Raw genomic sequence first — 19,507 nt, forward strand, 5'->3', positions numbered from 1 at the left:
ATCCAGCACGGCGGCGTCTACTGCTCGGTGGTGGAGACCGCGGCCAGCGTCGGCGGCGCACTCTGGCTGGGCGAGCGGGGCAACGTGGTCGGGGTGTCGAACCAGACCGACTTCCTGCGCGCGGTCCGCGACGGGGAGCTCACCGCGGTCGGCACCCCGGTGCACCGGGGGCGCAGCCAGCAGCTCTGGCTGGTGGAGATCACCGACGGGGACGCCCGTCTGGTCGCGCGCGGCCAGGTGCGGTTGCAGAACCTCACCGCCGGCTGACGCATTCGCCCGAAACCGGGCGCTGACGCCGATATCGTCGCGTCGATGAGACTGCGCGCTGCCGACCCGACGTGAGGAAGCTCCTCGCCGTCACCCTGGGCGTGCTGTCGGCGGTCGGCGGCTTCGTCGACATCGGCGACCTGGTGGCCGCCAGCCAGGCCGGCGCGCTGTTCGGCATGGCCCACGCCTGGGTGCTGCTGGTCGGGGTGGTGGGCATCTGCGCGTACGCGGAGATGGCCGGCCGGATCGCGGCGGTGAGCGGCCGGGCGGTGTTCGACCTGGTCCGGGAGCGGCTCGGCCCGCGGGTGGCGCTGCTCAACCTGGTCGCGTCGTGGCTGGTCACGGTGGTCACCCTGGCGGCGGAGCTGGGTGGGGTGGCGCTCGCGCTGCAACTGGCGACCGGGCTGAGCCACCTGCTCTGGGTGCCGCTGGCCGCGCTGGCGGTCTGGTTGGTGCTGTGGCGGATGCGGTTCGAGCTGATGGAACGGATCTTCGGCCTGGCCGGGCTGGCGCTGCTGGTGTTCGCGGTCGCGCTGGTCGCGCTGCCGACCGACTGGGCGGAGCTGGGACGCGGGGCGTGGCAGGTCGGCGCGGCCGGGCACGGCTGGCCGCTGTACTGGTTCGTGGCGGTGGCGCTGTTCGCCTCGACCGTCAGCCCGTACGAGGTGTTCTTCTTCTCCTCCGGCGGGGTCGAGGAGCGGTGGAGCGCGGCGGACCTGGCGGACGCCCGCTCCAACGTGCTGATCGGCTTCCCGGTGGGTGGGTTCCTCGCGCTGTCGCTGATCGCCGTGGCGACGGTGGCCTACCACCCGTCCGGGACGTCGCTGGGCACGCTGGACGAGGTGGCCCGGCCGGTGGCGACCGCGCTGGGCGGGGCCGGGCTGGCCGCGGCCGTGCTGGCGTTCTTCGCGGTGACGTTCGGCGCGGCGTTGGAGACCGGGCTGTCCGCGGCGTACGCGGCGGCGCAGTACTTCGGGTGGCAGTGGGGCAAGCGGGTCAGCCCTCGGGAGGCGGCCCGGTTCCACAGCGTCCTGCTGGTCGGGCTGCTGCTCGGGGTGGTGATGCTGATGACGACCGTGGACCCGGTGCGGTTGACCGAGTACATGCTGGTGCTGAGCGCGGTGGTGCTCCCGTTGACCTATCTGCCGATCCTGGTGGTGGCCAACGACCGGGGATACCTCGGCGACCGGGTCAACGGGTGGTGGACCAACCTGCTCGGCGCGGTGTTCCTGCTGCTGATCGTGGCCGCGTCGGTGGCGGCGATCCCGCTGGCGGTGATGACGGGGATGGGGCGATGAGGGTCCAGCTCGCGAAACGGCTGCTCGACCGGCAGATCGTCGACGTCGATGGTCGGCTCGTGGGGCGGGTCGACGACATCGCGTTCGCGGTCGACGACGAGGGCTATCCGTACGTGGACTGTCTGCTCACCGGTCAGGGGGCGCTCGGCCAGCGGATCGGCGGCTGGGTGGGGCGGCTGCTGGTGGGGGTGGCCGACCGGTTCACCGACGACCCGCCGGTGCCGCCGTTGCGCGTGCCGCTGGCCCAGGTGGCCCGGGTGGACAGCGCGGTCCGGTTGCGCTGCCGGGCCGCGGACCTGCCGCCGTCACCGGTGGAGTCGTGGCTGCGCCGGCACCTGATCGAACGGATCCCGGGGTCGAACCGTGCGAGCGGGTGAGCTTCTCGGCCGCACGGCGTACGACCTGCACGGGCAGCGGCTGGGCCGGGTGGTGGACGTGGTGGTGCGGGGCGGCTGGCCGCCGGACCGGCTGCGGATCACCGACGTGATCGTCGCCGGCCACTGGTGGACCCGGGTGACGAGCCGGCTGATCGGACCGGAACTGCACCCGTCCGGGCCGTGGCTGCTGCGGGCGGTCGCCCGGCTGATCGGGCGCAGCACGCACCAACTGCCGGCGGACGCGGTGCAGCTGCGGCCGCCGGTGCCCGGTTTCCCGTTCGGCCCGCCGGCCGACCGTCGGTGACCCGGGCCGGCCGGGAGACGGCTCAGTGCCGGGCCTCGTCCAGGGCCCGGGCCGTGGACCCGTCGGTCGCCTCGTCCGTGCCGTCGGCCGGGTCGGCGACGGTGTCCCCGTCGCCGTCGTCCGGGCCGCGCCGGCTGCGGCGCCGGACATGCACCTCGGTGATGGCGCGCTGGTCGACGCCGGCGACGGTCAGTTCCCAACCGTCGACCTGGACCGTCTCCCCGGCGACCGTCGGGATGTGGCCGAGGCAGATCAGGACCAGCCCGGCGACGGTGGTGTAGTCGCCGGCCGGCCGGTTCGGCAGGTCCACGCCGACGTCGGTGAGGTCGTGCACCGGGAAGGTGCCGGGCAGCACCAGCGTCCCGTCGGCCTCGGTGCGGACCGCGCGCAGGTCCCGGTCGGTCTCGTCGTAGATCTCGCCGACGATCTCCTCGAGGATGTCCTCCAGCGTGACGATCCCGTCGACCGCGCCGCGCTCGTCCACCACCAGCGCGATGTGCTGGCGCTCGGCCTTGAACTGACGCAGCGCGTCGACCACGGGAAGCGAGTCGGGCAGCAGCATCGGCGGTCGGGCGATCTCGTCGACCGGCCGGTCGTCGGGGACGCCGACCAGGTCGCGCAGGTGGATCACGCCGACCGCGTCGTCCAGGCCGCCGTGGCGGACCACGGGCGCCCGGGAGTGGCCGGTCGCCGCGAGGACCAGCCGCGCGGCGTCCGCGGTGGTGCCGCTGTCGAGCGTGAAGACCTGCAACCGGGGTACGAGGACCGCGCGCAGCTGACGGTCGGCGATCTCCACCGCGCCGGCGATGATGGTGCGCTGCTCCTTGGTGAAGCCGTGGTTGCCGGCGACGATGTCGCGCAGCTCGTCCGGACCGATCTCGTCGGGCTCGTGCTTGGGGTCGAGGCCGAACAGGCGGACCACCAGGTCGCTGGTGGCGCCGAGCGCCCACACCGCCGGCCGGGTCACGCTGGCCAGCATGTCCAGCGGGCGGGCCACCAGCAGCGCCCACCGCTCGGCGGACTGCATGGCGATGCGCTTGGGTGCCAGTTCGCCGAAGACCAGCGTGACGAACGTGAGGGCCAGGGTTACCGCGACGATGGCGACGGTCTCGGCGGCGTCGCCGAACGCGCCGAGCAGCGGCACCAGCGGGCGGGCCAGCGAGACCGCGGCGGCGGCGGAGGCGAGGAACCCGGCGAGGGTGATGCCGATCTGGATGGTGGCCAGGAACCGGTTCGGGTCCTTGGCGAGGCGGGCCAGCGTGCGGCCGGCGCGGCTGCTGCGCTCCAGCCGCTGCAGCTGGCTGTCCCGCAACGAGACCAGGGCCATCTCGCTGCCGGCGAAGGCCGCGTTGACGATCACCAGCACACCGACCAGGGCCAACTGGCTCCAGTAGCTCTGCACGACCGGTTATCTCCCTCGACCCGATCCGGGTCGGCCGATGGCCGACTCGCCGGCCGGCAGGCCCGGTCGGCGTCGGCCCCTCTGTGCCCCGCGAGCGCACGACTGAATCCTGCGAAGAGGCTGACCCCCCGGTGGTTTCGGCCGGACTGCTTCGTGACCTGGGCGTCCGCCGCGCGGGACCGGACCGGACGGGCAGCGCGCCAGGCTCGCCCGCTGGTTCGGCCGGACCCGGGACCGACCGGCCGTCAGGCCGGGGTGGGCAGGTCCAGCACGTACGCGTCGCCCTCGGGACGGAAGCCGAGCCGGTGGTAGTAGGGGGCGACCATGCCCGGCGGGCTGACCACCCGGCGGAAGCCCCGGTCGGTGAAGAGGCGGCTGCGCCGGTAGACGAACTCGCCGGGGGTGAAGTCGCGGAACGGCGGGGTGACGTAGTCCAGGTCGATCTGGGCCACCCCGCCGGCCTCGGCGTGCGACACCATCACGCCCACCACCTCGTCGGACCGGACCACCAGGAAGGCGGAGCGGTCGGCGTCGGTCGGGTCCCACCGGAACGCCGGGTTGAACCGGGCGATGTCGGCGGCGTGCACCCGCAGCGTGTGGGCCAGGAACGCGTCGTCGGTGCCCACCTCCACCACCTGGTAGGTCTGCTCGTCGTGTCGGGTGGCCAGCAGCCGGCGCAGGTACCAGACGTTGATCACGGCGAGCACCACGTTCAGCCCGACCATCGGCCAGACGTGCACGGCGGCGTTGTAGCCGATCAGGATCAGGCAGCCGACCAGGTTGAGCGCGCGCAGCCGCAGGATGCGCGTCTGCAGCAGGGACCAGACCAGCAGCGCGGAGCCGGCCCAGCCGACGAGTTCCAGCCAGTTCACCCCGGGGAGACTAGTGGGCGCCCTGGTCAGCCGCCCCGGCGGGCAGCTCCAGCACGTACTCCTCGACCTCCGCGCCGCGGCCCGCGGCGTATCCGGAGTCCTCGCCGACCACGACGAAGCCGCACTTGCGCAGCACCGCGAGGGAGGCGGCGTTGTCCTTGGCGGCGCGGGCGTGCACCGGCCCCGGCGGCAGCTCGCGCAGCAGCGCGCGGAGCGCGGCGGTGGCGTGACCGCGACCCCAGCGGGCCGGGTCGATCCAGTAGCTGACCTCGGTGCGCTCACCGACCGGGAACGCGGCCACCCGCCCGACCAGCTCGCCGTCGACCACCACGGCGCGGTTGACGACCCGCTCGTCGGCGCGGATGCGCGCCCAGTGGGCGTCGAACGCGGCCCGGTCGGACGGGTCGGCCGGGCCGAACGCGGCCATCCAGGCGGCCTGCGGATCCTGCTCGTGGGCGAAGAACGCGGGCAGGTCGTCGTCGCGTACCGGGCGGAGCCGCACCTCACTGGTCACGGCCGGGAACGATACGCGGCCCCACCGACACCCTCGGGACCTCCGGCCCGCCACAGGTCCCGTCCGGCCCTGCCGCGCCGACCGCCGGCACCGCTACCAAGGAGGAGGAACGACACAGCCGAGGAGGCCGGACCATGCCGAAGTACGTCTACGACTTCATCGAGGGTGACCGGAGCCGGGCCGACCTGCTCGGCGGCAAGGGCGCCAACCTGGCCGAGATGACCCGGCTCGGGCTGCCCGTGCCACCCGGGTTCACCGTGACCACCGACGCCTGCCGCGCCTACCTGGCCACCGGCGCCCCGCCGGCCGGGCTGTACGAGGAGATCAACGCGCACCTGCGCGAGGTCGAGGCGCGGCTGGACCGGTGGCTGGGCGACCCGCGCGACCCGCTGCTGCTGGCGGTCCGCTCCGGCGGGCGGTTCTCGATGCCGGGGATGATGGAGACGATCCTGGACATCGGGCTGAACGACGCCACGGTGGCCGGGCTCGCCGCGCGCACCGGCGAGGAGCGCTTCGCCTGGGACTCCTACCGGCGGTTGATCCAGATGTTCGGCCGCACCGTGCACGGCATCCCGGCCGAGGAGTTCGAGCACGAGCTGGCGGCGGTGCGGGCCACCGCCGGGCCGGGCGGGCCGAGCGCCGAGCAGCTGCGCGACCTGGTCGACACGTACAAGAAGATCTTCGCCCGGCACGTCGGTCACGACTTCCCGCAGGCCCCGCACGAGCAGCTCTTCCTGGCCGTGCGGGCGGTGTTCTCCTCCTGGCACTCGGAGCGGGCCCGGATCTACCGGCGGCAGGAGCGGATCCCGGACGACCTGGGCACCGCGGTCAACGTGATGGCCATGGTGTTCGGCAACCTCGGCCCCGACTCCGGGACCGGGGTGGCGTTCACCCGCGACCCGGCCACCGGCGCGCCCGGCGTGTACGGCGACTACCTGACCGACGCGCAGGGCGAGGACGTGGTGGCCGGCATCCGCAACACGGTGCCGCTGACCGAGCTGGCCCGGCTGGACCCGGCGAGCTTCCACCGGCTGCGGGAGATCATGGCGACGCTGGAGCGGCACTACCGCGACCTGTGCGACGTCGAGTTCACCATCGAGCGCGGCCGGCTGTGGATGCTGCAGACCCGGGTCGGCAAGCGCACCCCGGCGGCCGCGTTCGTGATCGCCGCCCAGTTGGCCGAGGAGGGGCTGATCACCGCCGACGAGGCGCTGACCCGGGTCACCGGGGCGCAGCTCGCCCAGCTCGCGTTCCCCGCCTTCGACACGACCGGCGCGCCGGAGCCGCTCGCCGTCGGGGTGGGCGCGTCGCCGGGAGCCGCGGTGGGGCGGGTGGTGTTCGACTCCGCCGCCGCGGCGGCGGCCACCGGGCCGGTGATCCTGGTCCGCCCGGAGACCACCCCGGACGACCTGCCCGGCATGATCGCCGCGGCCGGCGTGCTCACCTCGCGCGGCGGCAAGACCTCGCACGCCGCCGTGGTGGCCCGGGGCATGGGCCGCACCTGCGTGTGCGGGGCGGACGCGCTGCGCATCGACGTCGAGCGCGGCGAGTTCCGCGTCGGCGACCGGGTGGTGCCGGCCGGGGAGCTGGTCTCGATCGACGGCACCAGTGGACGGATCTGGCTCGGCGAGGTGCCGGTGCAGCCGTCCCCGGTGGCCCGCTATCTGGCCGGTGAGCTGCGCCCGGAGAGCGACCCGCTGGTCGCCGCCGTGCACCGCCTGCTCACGCACGCCGACGCGGTGCGGACGCTCGGGGTGCGGGCGAACGCGGACACGCCGGAAGACGCGCGCCGGGCCCGCCGCTTCGGCGCCGCCGGGATCGGGTTGTGCCGGACCGAGCACATGTTCCTCGGCGAGCGCCGGGAACTGGTCGAGCGGCTGATCCTGGCCACGGACCCGACCGAGCTGCGGGCGGCGCTGGACGCGCTGCTGCCGTTGCAGCGGGCCGACTTCGTCGGGCTGCTGGCCGCGATGGACGGTCTGCCGGTCACCGTGCGGCTGCTGGACCCGCCGCTGCACGAGTTCCTGCCGCCGCTGGCCGACCTGACCGCCCGGGTGGCCCGTGCCGAGGCGCGCGGCGAGGACCCGGGTCGCGACGCCACGCTGCTGGCGGCGGTGCGGCGGATGCACGAGGCGAACCCGATGCTCGGGCTGCGCGGCGTCCGGCTCGGGCTGGTGGTGCCGGGACTGTTCGCCATGCAGGTGCGGGCGCTCGCGGAGGCGGCCGCGCAGCGGCTGCGGGCCGGCGGCGACCCGCGTCCGGAGATCATGGTCCCGCTGGTCGGGGACGTGCGGGAACTCGCCGCCGTCCGGGACGAGGCGCGCCGTGTGCTGGCCGCTGTCGACGGCGCACCGGAGATCCCGATCGGCACCATGGTCGAGACGCCCCGGGCGGCGCTCACCGCCGCGGAGATCGCCGGCGAGGCGAGCTTCTTCTCCCTCGGCACCAACGACCTGACGCAGACCACCTGGGCGTTCTCCCGGGACGACGTGGAGGGGTCGTTCTTCCCCGCGTACCTGGCCCGGGGCATCTTCGGGGTGTCGCCGTTCGAGAGCGTCGACACCGCCGGCGTCGGGCGGCTGGTCCGGCTCGCCGTCGCCGAGGGCCGGGCGACCCGGCCGGACCTGACCGTCGGCGTCTGCGGCGAGCACGGCGGCGACCCCGACTCGATCGCGTTCTTCGCCGCGGCCGGACTCGACTACGTGTCCTGCTCGCCGTACCGGGTGCCGGTGGCGCGGTTGGCCGCCGGCCGGGCCGCGGTCGAGGCCGGCACCGACAACTCCGACTCCCGCTAGGAGGGCAGCGTCATGACCGCCATCTTCAACCCGACCGGCCTGGCCACCGTTCCCCCGGTCCCCCGGCCCGCGCCGCCGGCCCCGGACCCGGCGCCCGCCGCCCCCGAGCCGGTGGTCCCGACCGCCGTCGGTCCGGTGGGGCCGGTGCTGGAGCTGCCCGGCACGCCGGGCGCCGCGCTGGTGCCGGTGACCTGCTCCGGTCGCCCGGTGGGCGCGTTCGTCCTGGTCGACGGCCGGGTCCGCTACCGCCGGGTGGTCGACCCCGACCAGTTGGTCGCGGCCGCCACCGGCGCGTTCGCGGTGGCCGCGCTCACCGCCGCCGTGGCGCTGTGGTCCCGCCGCCGCCCACCGGCGGTCGGCACGGTGACGATGGGCCCCGGCGGCTGGCTCAGCCTCCGCGGCGCGTCGATCCCCCGCCCCCGCCCCGACGACCGTCCCTGGTGGGCCCGCCTCCTGCGGGCCCACCCCCTCCCCCGCTGACCCCCCCCTGTCCGCGCCGGGCGGCCCGCCCGGCGCGGCGCCGGTCGTCGCGTCGACCCGGTCGGCGGGAGGGGCGTAGGTCCCGGGCACGGGGTCCGTGGGGCTCTGCCGGGAGGGCCGGCGGGGCGGGAGGCTCGGGGTGAAGGTCGAACGAGGGAGCGAGCATGAGCGGCAACCAGCGCACCGTGGATCCGTGGCGGGGATTCCGGGACGGACCGTGGCGGGAGACCGTCGACGTGGCCGACTTCGTCCGGCGCAACCACGAGCCCTACACCGGCGACGCGTCGTTCCTCACCGGCCCGACCCCCCGCACCCTCGCGGTGTGGGACCGGCTGCGGGCCCTGTTCCCGGAGGAGCGCCGGCGCGGGGTGTACGACGTGGACGCGGCGACCCCGTCGACCATCACCTCGCACGCGCCCGGCTACGTCGACCGGGAGCGCGAGCTGATCGTCGGGTTGCAGACCGACGCGCCGCTGCGCCGGGCGATCATGCCGGCCGGCGGGCTGCGGATGGTGGAGACCGCGCTGCGGGCGTACGGCCGCGAGCCCGACCCGCGCGTGCACGAGATCTTCACCCGGTACCGCCGCACCCACAACGACGCGGTCTTCGACGCGTACCCGGAGGCGGTGCTGGCCGCCCGGCGCTCGCACGTGATCACTGGGCTGCCCGACGCCTACGGGCGGGGCCGGATCATCGGCGACTACCGCCGGGTGGCGCTGTACGGGGTGGACCGGCTGGTCGAGGAGCGGCGCGCCCACCGGGCCGCGCTGGACGACCGACGCAGCACCGACGACGTGATCCGGGACCGGGAGGAGCTGGCCGAGCAGATCCGCGCGCTCGGCGAGCTGAAGGAGATGGCGGCCTCGTACGGCTTCGACATCTCCCGCCCGGCCGCCACCGGGCAGCAGGCGATCCAGTGGCTCTACTTCGCCTACCTGGCCGCGACCAAGGAGCAGAACGGCGCGGCCATGTCGCTCGGGCGCACCGCCGGCTTCGTCGACGTCTACCTGCGGCGGGACATCGCCGAGGGGCGGCTGGACGAGACCGGCGCGCAGGAGCTGGTCGACGACTTCGTGATCAAGCTGCGGATCATCCGCTTCCTCCGCACCCCCGAGTACGACCAGCTGTTCTCCGGCGACCCGACCTGGGTCACCGAGTCGCTCGGCGGGATGGGCGCGGACGGCCGGCCGCTGGTCACCCGCACCACGTACCGCTACCTCCAGACGCTCTACAACCTCGGTCCGGCCCCCGAGCCGAACCTGACCGTGCTCTGGTCGCCCCGGTTGCCCGACGGGTTCAAGCGCTTCTGCGCCCAGGTGTCGCTGGACACCAGCGCCATCCAGTACGAGAACGACGAGCTGATCCGCCCCGCGTACGACGACGACACCGCGATCGCCTGCTGCGTGTCGGCCATGCGCGTCGGCCGGGACATGCAGTTCTTCGGCGCCCGGGCGAACCTGGCCAAGGCGCTGCTCTACGCGATCAACGGCGGCCGGGACGAGCTGACCGGCGCGCAGGTCGCCCCGCCGACCCCGCCGGTGGGCGGCGAGACGCTCGACCACGACGAGGTGCTCGCCGCGTACGACCGGACGCTGGACTGGCTCGCCGAGACGTACGTGGACGCGTTGAACGTGATCCACCACCAGCACGACCGGTACGCGTACGAGCGGCTGGAGATGGCGCTGCACGACCACCCGGTGCGGCGGTTCATGGCCACCGGCATCGCCGGCCTCTCGGTCGCGGTGGACAGCCTCTCGGCCATCCGGTACGGCCGGGTCAAGGTGCTGCGCGACGCGACCGGGCTGGCCGTCGACTACGCGGTCGAGGGCGAGTTCCCGACGTACGGCAACGACGAGGACCGGGCCGACGAGATCGCCGTGTGGCTGGTCGAGACGTTCGCCGCGAAGCTGCGCCGGCAGCGCACCTACCGGGACGCCGAACTGACCATGTCGGTGCTCACCATCACGTCGAACGTCGTCTACGGCACCCACACCGGCGCCACCCCGGACGGGCGGCGGGCCGGCGAGCCGTTCGCGCCCGGCGCCAACCCGATGAACGGCCGGGACACCCACGGCCTGGTCGCCTCGGCGCTGTCGGTGGCGAAGCTGCCGTACGACGCGGCCCGCGACGGTATCTCGTTGACCGGCACGGTCACCCCCGACGGCCTGGGTCACACCCGCGAGGAGCGGATCACCAACCTGGCCGGGGTGCTCAACGGCTACACCGACGCCGGCGGGTTCCACCTCAACGTCAACGTGCTGGACCGGGCCACGCTGCTGGACGCGATGGCCCACCCGGAGCGGTACCCGCAGCTCACCGTCCGGGTCTCCGGGTACGCGGTGAACTTCGTCCGGCTCACCCGTGAGCAGCAGCGGGACGTGGTGTCCCGGACGTTCCACGGGTCGCTGTGACCGACCGCCCGCCGGTGGCGCCCGTCGCGGCGCCACCGGTTCTCCACGGGGCGGTGCACTCCTGGGACACCTCGGTGGGGGTGGACGGGCCGGGCACCCGGTTCGTCGTCTTCCTCGCCGGCTGCCCGCTGCGCTGCCGCTACTGCCACAGCCCGGACACCTGGTACGGGCGCAGCGGCCGGCGGCGCACGGTGGACGAGATGGTGGCCCTGGCGACCCGGTACCGCCGCTTCGTCGCGGTGGCCGGCGGCGGCGTCACGGTCAGCGGCGGCGAACCGTTGCTGCAACCGGCGTTCACCGGGGAGCTGCTGCGCCGCTGTCACGCGCTCGGCCTGCACACCGCGCTGGACACCTCCGGGTTCCTCGGCGACCGCGCCGACGAGTCGCTGCTGGACGCCACCGACCTGGTGCTGCTCGACGTGAAGGCGGGCAGCCCGGCGACGTACCGGCGGGTCACCGGCACCGGCCGGCTCGCGCCGACGCTGCGCTTCGCCCGCCGGCTGGCCGACCGGGGCACGCCGATGTGGATCCGGTACGTGCTGGTCCCGGGGCTGACCGACGCCCCCGACGAGGTGGCCCGGGTGGCCGACGCGGCCGCCGGGCTGGCCACCGTCGAGCGGGTCGAGGTGCTGCCGTTCCACCGGCTCGGCGCGCACAAGTACGCCGAGCTGGGCCTGACCTTCCCGCTGGCGGACACCGCACCGCCGGACCCGGAGCTGCTGGCCCGGGTACGCGGACAGTTCGCCGAGCGCGGCCTGACCGTCACCTGATCCGGCCGGCGCGACCCTAGGATGGGCGCATGCCTTCCGTACGATCGCGCCGCCGCCGGACCGCAGACCTCCGCACCGCGCTCGCGAGCGTGACCGGTGCGCGGGCCACGGGCGCCACGGCCGTCGGGGCGAAGGCCACCGGAGCGGGCGCGACCGGCGCGCGGGCCGTCGGCGCGCTGGCCCTGGGCGCCGTGGCGGTGGGCGCCCTGGCGGTGGGCTCGCTCGTGATCGGCCGGCTGGCCGTGCGCCGCGCGGTGATCCGCGAGCTGCGCATCGGTCGGCTGGAGGTGGGCGAGCTGGTCGTGCGGCGCACCACCGACCCGGGTCAGCTCGCCACGGACGTGGGATAGCCGTACAGGTCGAGCAGGCGCACCCGGGAGGCCTGCAGGCGATCCACCACGACGCTCATCAACCGGGCGGTGAGCTGCCGGCCGAGCGTGTCGTCGGACTCCATCAGCCGGCGCACCCCGTCCGCGTCCAGCTCGACCGCCGTGCTGCGCTGGGTGGCCACCGCGCCGAACTGCCAGCGGTAGGGCGGGAACAGCCAGGACCAGCCGAGCACCCCGCCCGCCCCGATCGTCTCGATGCCCACGTCGCCGCGACCGGGCACCGGGAAGTCCAGCGCGACCTGGCCGCCCCGGACCAGCCAGAACCGCTCGGCCGGCTGGCCGGCGCGGAACAGCCGGTGCCCGGGGTGCCAGACCACCGGGCGGGCGTACCCGGTGAGCCGGGGCAGCCACTCGTCGGGCAGCCCGGCCAGGAACGGGTGGACCCGGAGCATCTCCAGCGGGGTCATGGCGCCTCCACGGTCGGCAGAAGAAAGCCGTGGTCCCATCACACCCCGTCACGCCCCCGACGCGGAAGGGGCCGATGGTCCCGAGCTGCGCGGGGCGGCCGCCCCTGCCCCGGCACGGCCCGCGGGACCAGGCTGGAGGTGGACGAAGGAGGACGTGATGACCGACAGATCCGGTGCCCCCGTCGTGGTGGGTGTGGACGGTTCCCCGTCGGCGCTGGACGCGGTGCGGCTGGCCGCGCGGGAGGCGGTGCTCCGGCACCGGCCGCTGCGGGTGGTGAACGCGTTCCTGTGGCCGTTGCTCGGCACGCCGCTCGGTCCGGTCGCCGCCACGCTGCCCGACGACGAGCTGCGGCAGGAGGCCGGCAAGCTGGTCCAGGAGGCGATCGACGAAGCCCGCAAGGTCGACCCCGACCTGCCGGTGAGCGGAGCGGTGGTGGACGGCGGGCCGGTCGCGGTGCTGCTGCGGGAGAGTCGCGGCGCGGCGCTGCTGGTGCTGGGTCACCGCGGTCTGGGCGGCTTCGCCGAGCTGCTGGTCGGTTCGGCGGCGGTGCAGCTCTCCGCCCGCGCCGACTGCCCGGTGCTGATCGCCCGGGGCGACGCCCGGGCGGCCGGACCGGTGGTGGTCGGGGTGGACGGCTCCGCGCTGTCGACCGAGGCGGTCGGCTTCGCGTTCGCCGAGGCCGCCCGGCGCGGCGCCGACCTGGTCGTCGTGCACACCTGGCTCTATCCGCAGCCGGTGACGCGGCGGGAGAGCTACGGCGACATCATGCCCCTGGTGTACGACCCGGAGCGGCTGCGCGCGGACGAGGAGCGGGTGCTCGCCGAGTCGGTGGCCGGCTGGGCGGAGCGCTACCCGGAGGTCACGGTGCGGCCGAAGCTGATCGCCGCCACCCCGGCCCGGGCGCTGGTCGAGGAGTCCACCGACGCGCAGCTGACCGTGGTCGGCGCGCACGGGCGGGGCACCCTCGGCGGGCTGCTGCTCGGCTCGGTCAGCCACGCGGTGCTGCACCACTGCCGCAGCCCGCTGGCGATCGTGCGGCACCGCCGGGAGCCGGCCGGCTGACCGGTCCGCGTCCACGGGCGCCGGTCGGGTGCGCAGCCGCCCGACCGGCGCCCGGATCCGTGGCGTCGCCCGCGCGGCGGGGCCGGGACGGCCACAATGGCGGGAGTCGACCGAGGGGGTCCCGATGAACCGACCCGTCGTGGCGGGGGTGGACGGATCGCCGTCCAGCCTGGCCGCCGCCGAGCTGGCCGCCGCGACCGCCGTCGCGCGGTCCCGGCCCCTGCTGCTGGTGCACGGCTACCTGCACCCGCTCGGCTACGGGGTGCCGCTCAACCCGTACGACCTCGGGGTGCCGGCGCCGACCGAGGAGGCGGAGAAGATGCTGGAACGCGTCGCCGCCGAGCTGGCCGAACGGCATCCCGGCCTGCGGGCGCAGGTGCGGCAGGTCGCCGGCGGCCCGGGCGCGGCCCTGGTCGAGGAGTCGCGCCGGGCCGAGCTGGTGGTGGTGGGCAGCCGGGGCGTGGGCGGCTTCGCCGGCCTGCTGCTCGGCTCGGTGGGCGGGCAGCTGGCGCAGCACGGGCACTGCCCGGTGCTGGTGGTCCGCCCGGCCGAGGAGCCGATCCCGGTGGGCGGTCCGGTGGTGGTCGGGGTGGACGGCTCCGACTCCGCGGCGTACGCGGTGGAGCTGGCCGCGGACGAGGCCGACCGCCGCGACGCCGAGCTGGCGCTGCTGCACGTCCGGTCGCCGGAGCGCGGCGCGGTGGCGCCGGAGGTCGCCGCCGAGGCGGGCGCCGCCGAACGGGCCGAGGCGACGGAGCTGCTGGCCACGGCGGCCGACACGGTCCGCCGGGAGCATCCGGGACTGCGGGTGACCGAGCGCGCCGTCGTCGCCGCCTCCCCGGAGTCCGCGTTGCGGGAGGCGAGCGGCGAGGCGTCGCTGGTGGTGGTCGGCTCCCGGGGTCGGGGCGGCTTCGCCGGGCTGCTGCTCGGCTCGGTCAGCCAGGCCCTGGTGCAGCACGCCCACTGCCCGGTGCTGGTGGCCCACCGGCCGGAACCGGCCGACGACTGACCTCGGTCGGCGACCGGTCCGGCCGAGCCGGGTTCAGGACGGGTCGCGGCCGGCGAGCAGGTCGGCGAAGTCGGTGGTGAGCGCGAACGGGTCGGCCGGGCCGGTCGCGGGCGGTCGGTGGTCCACCTGCTCGGCCAGTTCGCCGGCGGCCCGCCGGATCCGGACCCGCAGCGCGCTGTCGCCGTCGTCGCCGGCCCAGTCCTCGGGCGCGGCGAAGACCGCCGTCGGCAGCACGACCGCCCGCAGGTACGTGAACATCGGGCGCACCGCGTGCTCCAGCGCCAGCGAGTGCCGCGCGGTGCCACCGGTCGCCGCGATCAGCACCGGCTTGCCGGCCAGCGCGTCCCGGTCGACCACGTCGAAGAAGGACTTGAACAGCCCGTTGTAGGACGCGTTGAACACCGGCGTGACGGCGATCAGCCCGTCGGCCGCCGCGACCGCGTCCAGCGTCCGGCGCAGCGCGCCCGGTGGGAAGCCGGTGAGCAGGTGGTTCACCACGTCGTGCGCGTGCTCGCGCAGCTCCACCGCGTGCAGGTCGACGTCCGCGCCACGACCGGCCAGCTCGTCGCGGGCGGCCGCGGCGAGCTGGTCGGCGAGCAGGCGGGTGGACGAGGGCTGGCCGAGACCGGCCGAGACGACCGCGAACGTACGCCGGGTCACCGGTCCTCCTCCGTGGTCGTCGCGGCGTCGCGGGCGGCGAGCAGGGCGGCGTGGGTGGGCGCCTCGGGCACGTGCGCGGGACGCATCGAGTCGAACTCCTTGCGCAGCACCGGGACCACCTCCTCGCCCAGCAGGTCGAGCTGCTCCAGCACCGTCTTCAGCGGCAGGCCGGCGTGGTCCATCAGGAACAGCTGCCGCTGGTAGTCGCCGACGTACTCGCGGAAGCCCAGCGTGCGGTCGATGACCTGCTGCGGGCTGCCCACGGTCAGCGGCGTCTCCCGGGTGAACTCCTCCAGCGACGGGCCGTGCCCGTAAACCGGGGCGTTGTCGAAGTAGGGCCGGAACTCGCGCACCGCGTCCTGGGAGTTGCGGCGCATGAAGACCTGCCCGCCGAGGCCGACGATCGCCTGGTCGGGTGAGCCGTGGCCGTGGTGCGCGAAGCGCTCACGGTAGAGGCCGACCATCCGCTGGGTGTGCTCCTTGGGCCAGAAGATGTGGTTGGCGAAGAAGCCGTCGCCGTAGTAGGCGGCCTGCTCGGCGATCTCGGGGCTGCGGATGGAGCCGTGCCAGACGAACGGCGGGATGCCGTCGAGCGGGCGCGGGGTCGAGGTGAACGACTGCAGCGGGGTGCGGAAGCGTCCCTTCCAGTCGACCACGTCCTCGCGCCACAGCCGGTGCAGCAGGTCGTAGTTCTCGATGGCGAGCGGGATGCCGTTGCGGATGTCCTGCCCGAACCACGGGTAGACCGGGCCGGTGTTGCCGCGCCCCATCATCAGGTCCACCCGGCCGTCGGCCAGGTGCTGGAGCATCGCGTAGTCCTCGGCGATCTTCACCGGGTCGTTGGTGGTGATCAGCGTGGTCGAGGTGGACAGCAGCAGCCGCTCGGTGCGCGCGGCGATCCAGCCGAGCATGGTGGTCGGCGACGACGGCACGAACGGCGGGTTGTGGTGCTCGCCGGTGGCGAACACGTCCAGCCCGACCTCCTCGGCCTTGAGCGCGATGGTGGTCATGGCCGTGATCCGGTCGCGCTCGGAGGGCAGCCGACCGGTGGTCGGGTCGACCGTGACGTCACCTACGGTGAAGATTCCGAACTGCATGACCAGCTCCTCGGGTGGGGTGCGGACCGGGCGGTCCGGGGATCGCCCCGCACAACATACTTGACGAGTCAACTATTCCAGGAGGCGCGTGGCCCCGACCGTCCGGCTAACCTTGCCGCGATGACGTACCCCTGGCTCCGGGCCCCGGCGGCGCGGGTCGCGGCCACCGCGCAGACCCTCCTCGGCTGGACCGTCTCGGCGAACGGCGTGCGCGTGCGGTTGACCGAGGTCGAGGCGTACGCCGGCACCGGCGAGGACCCCGCCTCGCACGCCCACCGCGGACCCACGCCCCGCAACCAGGTCATGTTCGGCCCCGCCGGGCACGTCTACGTGTACTTCGTGTTCGGCATGCACTGGTGCGCCAACATCGTCTGCGGTCGGGACGGCGAGGCGGCGGCCGTGCTGCTGCGCGCCGGCGCGGTGGTGGACGGGATCGAGACCGCCCGGGAGCGCCGCCCCCGCGCGTCGGACCGGGACCTGGCGCGCGGGCCGGCCCGCCTGGTCAGCGCGCTCGGCCTCGGTCGGGACGCCAACGGCACCTCGGCCGTCGACGGCACCGGCCCGCTGCTGCTGACCCCGCCCGGAACGCCGGTCGACCCCGCGCGGATCGTCGCCGGCCCGCGGGTCGGCGTGGCCGCCGCCCACGACCTGCCGTGGCGGTTCTGGCTGGCCGACGAGCCCACCGTGAGCGTCTACCGCCGCCACACCCCCCGCCGCCGCTCGCCGCTCCCCCGCTAGCCCCCCACCCCGCCCGCACCCGCCCGGCGCCCGCGCCGCGCCCGCCGACCCCAGCCACGCCGATCAAGGGGTTCGCGTCACGGCAGGAGAGGGCGGCTGACGCTAACTCCTTGATCAACGCGCGGCGCGGGCGGGAGGAGCGGGAAGGCAGGTGGGGTGGGGTGGCAACCCGATGGTCCCGCGGAGCGTCTCACTGTCAGGAGGGCAGGGCGTTGCGCACGAGTGACTTTCAACGGGGTGTTGACAACATGCCGCTATCGGGTGTGGGATGGACGACATGGTCACCGTGGACAACGACCCGTTCACCGCTCCGGATGCTGCCCAGGCCCGCGCGCACCGCAACTACGCGGCGCTGCTGCGGATCGCCGAGCGGCACGCCGGCACCAACTCCCGCCGTCGCCGCTACGCGCACCCCGACGTGCCCGACGCGTACGAGGCGGCCACGCTGGTGATGGCGCTCGCCGGCGGCGCCGAACTGCAGGAGGGCGAGGAACCGGTCGACCAGGCCGACCTGATGGCCGCGCTGACCCTGATCCCGCACGTGCGGGCCGAGGTCGACGTGCTGGAGGCCGGGCTGCTGCAGGTGGCCCGCGGGCGCGGCATGACCTGGCAGGCGATCGCGTTCGGGCTGGGGCTGGGCAGCGCGCAGGCCGCCCGGCAGCGCTACGAGCGGCTCACCGTCCGCACCGGCACCGGCGACTGAGCCTCGGGCCGGCGGACTGTCACAGCGGCGGGCGAGACTGTGCCGGACGACGGCACGGGAGGACGCGATGACGCGCGAGGAGATGCTGGCCTACTGCCTGGCCAAGCCGGGAGCCTGGCTCGACCGGCCGTGGGAGGGCGACGAGGTGGTGAAGGTGGGCAGCCGGATCTTCGCCTTCCTCGGCTCGCCCGAGGGCGAGGCCAGGATCGGCGTCAAGTGCGGCCCGACGCGGGAGGTCGCCGACGAGTGGGTGCACCGGTTCCCGGCCGACGCCCGCCCGTCGCCCTACATCGGCCGGTCCGGCTGGAACACGCTGCGCCTCGAGGGCGGCATCCCCGACGACGAACTGGTCGACGCCGCCGACGGGTCCTACGACGCGGTGGTGGCCAAGCTGCCGAAACGCGAGCGGCCGGCCGGTTGACCGCCCGCGGGGCAGGACGCCGCTCGACCGGGGCGGGCCAGCGCCCGCCCCGGGACCGGGTGGCTCAGCGGGGCACGACCCCCTCGGCGGCCCACTCCCGCCACCCCGCCAGCTTGTCCGCCGCGGCGGCGAGCTGATCGGCGACCGGCCCGGGGCCGGTGGAGCCGGGGGTGGTGCGGGCCGCGAGGGCCGAGCGCACCGAGAGCACGTCGCGCACCGACGGGTCCAGGTGCTCGCTGACCGCGGCCAGATCGGCGTCGGAGACCTCGTCCAGCGCGCAGTCGCGGGCCGCGCAGAGCGCGACCAGCCGGCCGGTGATCTCGTGCGCGTCGCGGAACGGCACGTTGCGCCGGACCAGCCAGTCGGCGACCTCGGTGGCCAGGGAGAAGCCGGACGGCGCGCTGGCCACCAGACGGTCCACCCGGACCGTCATCGTGGAGATCATCCCGGCCAGCGCGGGCAGCAGCAGCTCCAGCGTGTCGACCGCGTCGAACGCCGGCTCCTTGTCCTCCTGCATGTCCCGGTCGTAGGTCATCGGCAGGCCCTTGAGCATGGTCAGCACGCTCATCAGGCCACCGACCAGCCGGCCGGACTTGCCCCGGGCCAGCTCGGCGATGTCCGCGTTCTTCTTCTGCGGCATGATCGACGAGCCGGTGGCGAACGCGTCGTCCAGCTCCACCCAGCCGAACTCCTGCGACGTCCAGAGCACCACCTCCTCGCCGAGGCGGGACAGGTGCACGCCGACCATCGCGGTGACGAAGAGGAACTCGGCCACGAAGTCCCGGTCGGCGACCGCGTCCATCGAGTTGGCGAACGAGGTGCGGAAGCCCAGCTCCTTGGCGACGGCCACCGGGTCCAGCGGCAGACCCGAGCCGGCCAGCGCGCCCGCCCCGAGCGGGCTGATCGCGGTCCGCTCGTCCCAGTCGCGCAGCCGCTCCAGGTCGCGCAGCAGCGGCTGCACGTGGGCCAGCAGCCAGTGCCCGAACGTCACCGGCTGGGCGTGCTGCAGGTGCGTCATGCCCGGCGCCGCGGTGTCGACGTGCCGCTCCGCCTGCTCGACCAGCGCCTCGGCCAGCTCGACCAGCCGGGCCGCCACCCCACGGGCGTGGTCACGCAGGTAGAGCCGCAGGTCGGTGGCGACCTGGTCGTTGCGGGACCGGCCGGCGCGCAGCTTGCCGCCGAGGCTGCCCAGCCGTTCCAGCAGGCCCCGCTCCAGGGCGGTGTGCACGTCCTCGTCGTCCACCGTGGGACGGAACGCGCCGGACGCGCACGCCGCCTCCAGGTCGTCCAGCGCGGCCAGCATCCGACCCAGCTCCTCCGGGTCGAGCAGACCGGCGCCGGCGAGGACCCGGGCGTGCGCCCGGGAACCGGCGAGGTCGTACGGGGCGAGACGCCAGTCGAACTGGACACTCACCGACAGCCGCGCGAGCGCCTCGGCGGGACCGCCGGCGAACCGGCCTCCCCAGAGGCTCGTCCGGTTGGTGGCGGCGCTGTTCTCGGTCAGGCTCTTGTCGTCCACCCCACCCATTG

Annotated in this window: 21 protein-coding genes (1 of these 21 only partly in view); 14 read left to right on the forward strand and 7 right to left on the reverse strand. The window is 74.9% G+C overall.

Annotated elements, in window-relative coordinates:
* The 4 genes from GA0070622_RS21640 to GA0070622_RS21655 all read left to right on the forward strand — a co-directional run.
* On the forward strand, positions 1-267 hold the 3' portion of the coding sequence (locus GA0070622_RS21640) for a PaaI family thioesterase (RefSeq protein ID WP_172967997.1). 117 nt of this gene lie to the left of the window's left edge; the window shows 267 of its 384 coding nt (coding positions 118-384); its start codon lies beyond the left edge, outside the window; its stop codon occupies positions 265-267.
* 71 nt (positions 268-338) lie between these two features.
* Positions 339-1,565 (forward strand): NRAMP family divalent metal transporter, encoded by a 1,227-nt coding sequence (locus GA0070622_RS21645; protein ID WP_091577888.1) that lies wholly within the window; start codon positions 339-341, stop codon positions 1,563-1,565.
* Positions 1,562-1,942 (forward strand): hypothetical protein, encoded by a 381-nt coding sequence (locus GA0070622_RS21650; protein ID WP_091577890.1) that lies wholly within the window; start codon positions 1,562-1,564, stop codon positions 1,940-1,942. The genes GA0070622_RS21645 and GA0070622_RS21650 overlap by 4 nt, the downstream gene beginning before the upstream one ends.
* Positions 1,929-2,246, forward strand: coding sequence for a hypothetical protein (locus tag GA0070622_RS21655; RefSeq protein ID WP_091577892.1), 318 nt, complete (start codon positions 1,929-1,931; stop codon positions 2,244-2,246). The genes GA0070622_RS21650 and GA0070622_RS21655 overlap by 14 nt, the downstream gene beginning before the upstream one ends.
* A 22-nt stretch (positions 2,247-2,268) precedes the next feature.
* Here the strand turns inward: GA0070622_RS21655 and GA0070622_RS21660 are convergent, their stop codons facing one another.
* The 3 genes from GA0070622_RS21660 to GA0070622_RS21670 all read right to left on the reverse strand — a co-directional run bounded on the left by GA0070622_RS21660 (position 2,269) and on the right by GA0070622_RS21670 (position 5,034).
* Complete coding sequence (locus GA0070622_RS21660; protein WP_245666711.1) at positions 2,269-3,648, reverse strand: hemolysin family protein; 1,380 nt, start codon at positions 3,646-3,648, stop codon at positions 2,269-2,271.
* A 245-nt stretch (positions 3,649-3,893) separates the two neighbouring features.
* A complete protein-coding gene (locus GA0070622_RS21665) occupies positions 3,894-4,520 on the reverse strand; it encodes a YgjV family protein (protein WP_091577894.1) in 627 nt (208 codons plus the stop codon).
* A 10-nt stretch (positions 4,521-4,530) separates the two neighbouring features.
* Entirely contained in the window at positions 4,531-5,034 is a 504-nt protein-coding gene (locus GA0070622_RS21670) for a GNAT family N-acetyltransferase (RefSeq protein WP_091577897.1), read from the reverse strand.
* Positions 5,035-5,168: 134 nt separating this feature from the next.
* On the opposite strand from GA0070622_RS21670, the gene ppdK reads away from it, so the two are divergent.
* The 5 genes from ppdK (at position 5,169) to GA0070622_RS21695 (ending at position 11,840) form a co-directional block, all read left to right on the forward strand.
* Positions 5,169-7,829, forward strand: a complete 2,661-nt coding sequence (gene ppdK / locus GA0070622_RS21675; protein ID WP_091577900.1) for a pyruvate, phosphate dikinase — start codon at positions 5,169-5,171, stop codon at positions 7,827-7,829.
* A 12-nt stretch (positions 7,830-7,841) separates the two neighbouring features.
* Positions 7,842-8,309: a hypothetical protein gene (locus GA0070622_RS21680; RefSeq protein WP_091577903.1), complete on the forward strand. Its 468-nt coding sequence runs from the start codon at positions 7,842-7,844 to the stop codon at positions 8,307-8,309.
* 164 nt (positions 8,310-8,473) lie between these two features.
* Positions 8,474-10,720 (forward strand): formate C-acetyltransferase, encoded by a 2,247-nt coding sequence (gene pflB / locus GA0070622_RS21685; RefSeq protein WP_091577906.1) that lies wholly within the window; start codon positions 8,474-8,476, stop codon positions 10,718-10,720.
* Positions 10,717-11,490, forward strand: a complete 774-nt coding sequence (gene pflA / locus GA0070622_RS21690; RefSeq protein ID WP_245666713.1) for a pyruvate formate-lyase-activating protein — start codon at positions 10,717-10,719, stop codon at positions 11,488-11,490. The genes pflB and pflA overlap by 4 nt, the downstream gene beginning before the upstream one ends.
* 29 nt (positions 11,491-11,519) lie before the next feature.
* On the forward strand, positions 11,520-11,840 hold the full coding sequence (locus GA0070622_RS21695; RefSeq protein ID WP_218012360.1) for a hypothetical protein: 321 nt from the start codon (positions 11,520-11,522) through the stop codon (positions 11,838-11,840).
* Here the strand turns inward: GA0070622_RS21695 and GA0070622_RS21700 are convergent.
* Positions 11,816-12,286 carry a cyclic nucleotide-binding domain-containing protein gene (locus tag GA0070622_RS21700; protein WP_091577912.1) on the reverse strand — a complete coding sequence of 157 codons (471 nt, stop codon included), beginning with the start codon at positions 12,284-12,286 and terminating at the stop codon, positions 11,816-11,818. The genes GA0070622_RS21695 and GA0070622_RS21700 overlap by 25 nt on opposite strands.
* A gap of 157 nt (positions 12,287-12,443) precedes the next feature.
* Between GA0070622_RS21700 and GA0070622_RS21705 the strand changes: the two genes are divergently transcribed.
* Positions 12,444-13,349 carry a universal stress protein gene (locus GA0070622_RS21705; RefSeq protein WP_091577915.1) on the forward strand — a complete coding sequence of 302 codons (906 nt, stop codon included), beginning with the start codon at positions 12,444-12,446 and terminating at the stop codon, positions 13,347-13,349.
* Positions 13,350-13,473: 124 nt separating this feature from the next.
* Positions 13,474-14,358, forward strand: a complete 885-nt coding sequence (locus GA0070622_RS21710; protein ID WP_091577917.1) for a universal stress protein — start codon at positions 13,474-13,476, stop codon at positions 14,356-14,358.
* A 33-nt stretch (positions 14,359-14,391) separates the two neighbouring features.
* On the opposite strand, the gene GA0070622_RS21715 is transcribed toward GA0070622_RS21710, so the two are convergent.
* Positions 14,392-15,018 (reverse strand): FMN reductase, encoded by a 627-nt coding sequence (locus tag GA0070622_RS21715; protein WP_091577920.1) that lies wholly within the window; start codon positions 15,016-15,018, stop codon positions 14,392-14,394.
* A complete protein-coding gene (locus GA0070622_RS21720) occupies positions 15,015-16,115 on the reverse strand; it encodes an LLM class flavin-dependent oxidoreductase (protein ID WP_091577923.1) in 1,101 nt (366 codons plus the stop codon). The genes GA0070622_RS21715 and GA0070622_RS21720 overlap by 4 nt, the downstream gene beginning before the upstream one ends.
* 120 nt (positions 16,116-16,235) lie before the next feature.
* Between GA0070622_RS21720 and GA0070622_RS21725 the strand changes: the two genes are divergently transcribed.
* From GA0070622_RS21725 to GA0070622_RS21735, 3 genes are all read left to right on the forward strand, one after another.
* Positions 16,236-16,853, forward strand: a complete 618-nt coding sequence (locus tag GA0070622_RS21725) for a DNA-3-methyladenine glycosylase (RefSeq protein WP_091577925.1) — start codon at positions 16,236-16,238, stop codon at positions 16,851-16,853.
* A gap of 268 nt (positions 16,854-17,121) precedes the next feature.
* Positions 17,122-17,556, forward strand: a complete 435-nt coding sequence (locus tag GA0070622_RS21730; RefSeq protein WP_245666715.1) for a DNA-binding protein — start codon at positions 17,122-17,124, stop codon at positions 17,554-17,556.
* Between the two features lie 67 nt (positions 17,557-17,623).
* Positions 17,624-17,977 (forward strand): MmcQ/YjbR family DNA-binding protein, encoded by a 354-nt coding sequence (locus GA0070622_RS21735; RefSeq protein ID WP_091577928.1) that lies wholly within the window; start codon positions 17,624-17,626, stop codon positions 17,975-17,977.
* A gap of 64 nt (positions 17,978-18,041) precedes the next feature.
* On the opposite strand, the gene argH is transcribed toward GA0070622_RS21735, so the two are convergent.
* Complete coding sequence (gene argH / locus GA0070622_RS21740) at positions 18,042-19,505, reverse strand: argininosuccinate lyase (protein WP_091577930.1); 1,464 nt, start codon at positions 19,503-19,505, stop codon at positions 18,042-18,044.
* Positions 19,506-19,507 lie beyond the last annotated feature (2 nt).

The sequence above is a fragment of the Micromonospora sediminicola genome (genome assembly GCF_900089585.1).
GTDB classification, from domain to species: domain Bacteria; phylum Actinomycetota; class Actinomycetes; order Mycobacteriales; family Micromonosporaceae; genus Micromonospora; species Micromonospora sediminicola.

What these genes read in the sequence shown, in the direction of transcription:
- GA0070622_RS21650 (WP_091577890.1), top strand. Translation starts at nt 1,562, where the DNA reads ATGAGGGTCCAGCTCGCGAAACGGCTGCTCGACCGGCAGATCGTCGAC.
- ppdK (WP_091577900.1), top strand. Translation starts at nt 5,169, where the DNA reads ATGCCGAAGTACGTCTACGACTTCATCGAGGGTGACCGGAGCCGGGCC.
- GA0070622_RS21680 (WP_091577903.1), top strand. Translation starts at nt 7,842, where the DNA reads ATGACCGCCATCTTCAACCCGACCGGCCTGGCCACCGTTCCCCCGGTC.
- pflB (WP_091577906.1), top strand. Translation starts at nt 8,474, where the DNA reads ATGAGCGGCAACCAGCGCACCGTGGATCCGTGGCGGGGATTCCGGGAC.
- GA0070622_RS21695 (WP_218012360.1), top strand. Translation starts at nt 11,520, where the DNA reads ATGCCTTCCGTACGATCGCGCCGCCGCCGGACCGCAGACCTCCGCACC.
- GA0070622_RS21700 (WP_091577912.1), bottom strand. Translation starts at nt 12,286, where the DNA reads ATGACCCCGCTGGAGATGCTCCGGGTCCACCCGTTCCTGGCCGGGCTG.
- GA0070622_RS21705 (WP_091577915.1), top strand. Translation starts at nt 12,444, where the DNA reads ATGACCGACAGATCCGGTGCCCCCGTCGTGGTGGGTGTGGACGGTTCC.
- GA0070622_RS21710 (WP_091577917.1), top strand. Translation starts at nt 13,474, where the DNA reads ATGAACCGACCCGTCGTGGCGGGGGTGGACGGATCGCCGTCCAGCCTG.
- GA0070622_RS21720 (WP_091577923.1), bottom strand. Translation starts at nt 16,115, where the DNA reads ATGCAGTTCGGAATCTTCACCGTAGGTGACGTCACGGTCGACCCGACC.
- GA0070622_RS21725 (WP_091577925.1), top strand. Translation starts at nt 16,236, where the DNA reads ATGACGTACCCCTGGCTCCGGGCCCCGGCGGCGCGGGTCGCGGCCACC.
- GA0070622_RS21730 (WP_245666715.1), top strand. Translation starts at nt 17,122, where the DNA reads ATGGACGACATGGTCACCGTGGACAACGACCCGTTCACCGCTCCGGAT.
- GA0070622_RS21735 (WP_091577928.1), top strand. Translation starts at nt 17,624, where the DNA reads ATGACGCGCGAGGAGATGCTGGCCTACTGCCTGGCCAAGCCGGGAGCC.
- argH (WP_091577930.1), bottom strand. Translation starts at nt 19,505, where the DNA reads ATGGGTGGGGTGGACGACAAGAGCCTGACCGAGAACAGCGCCGCCACC.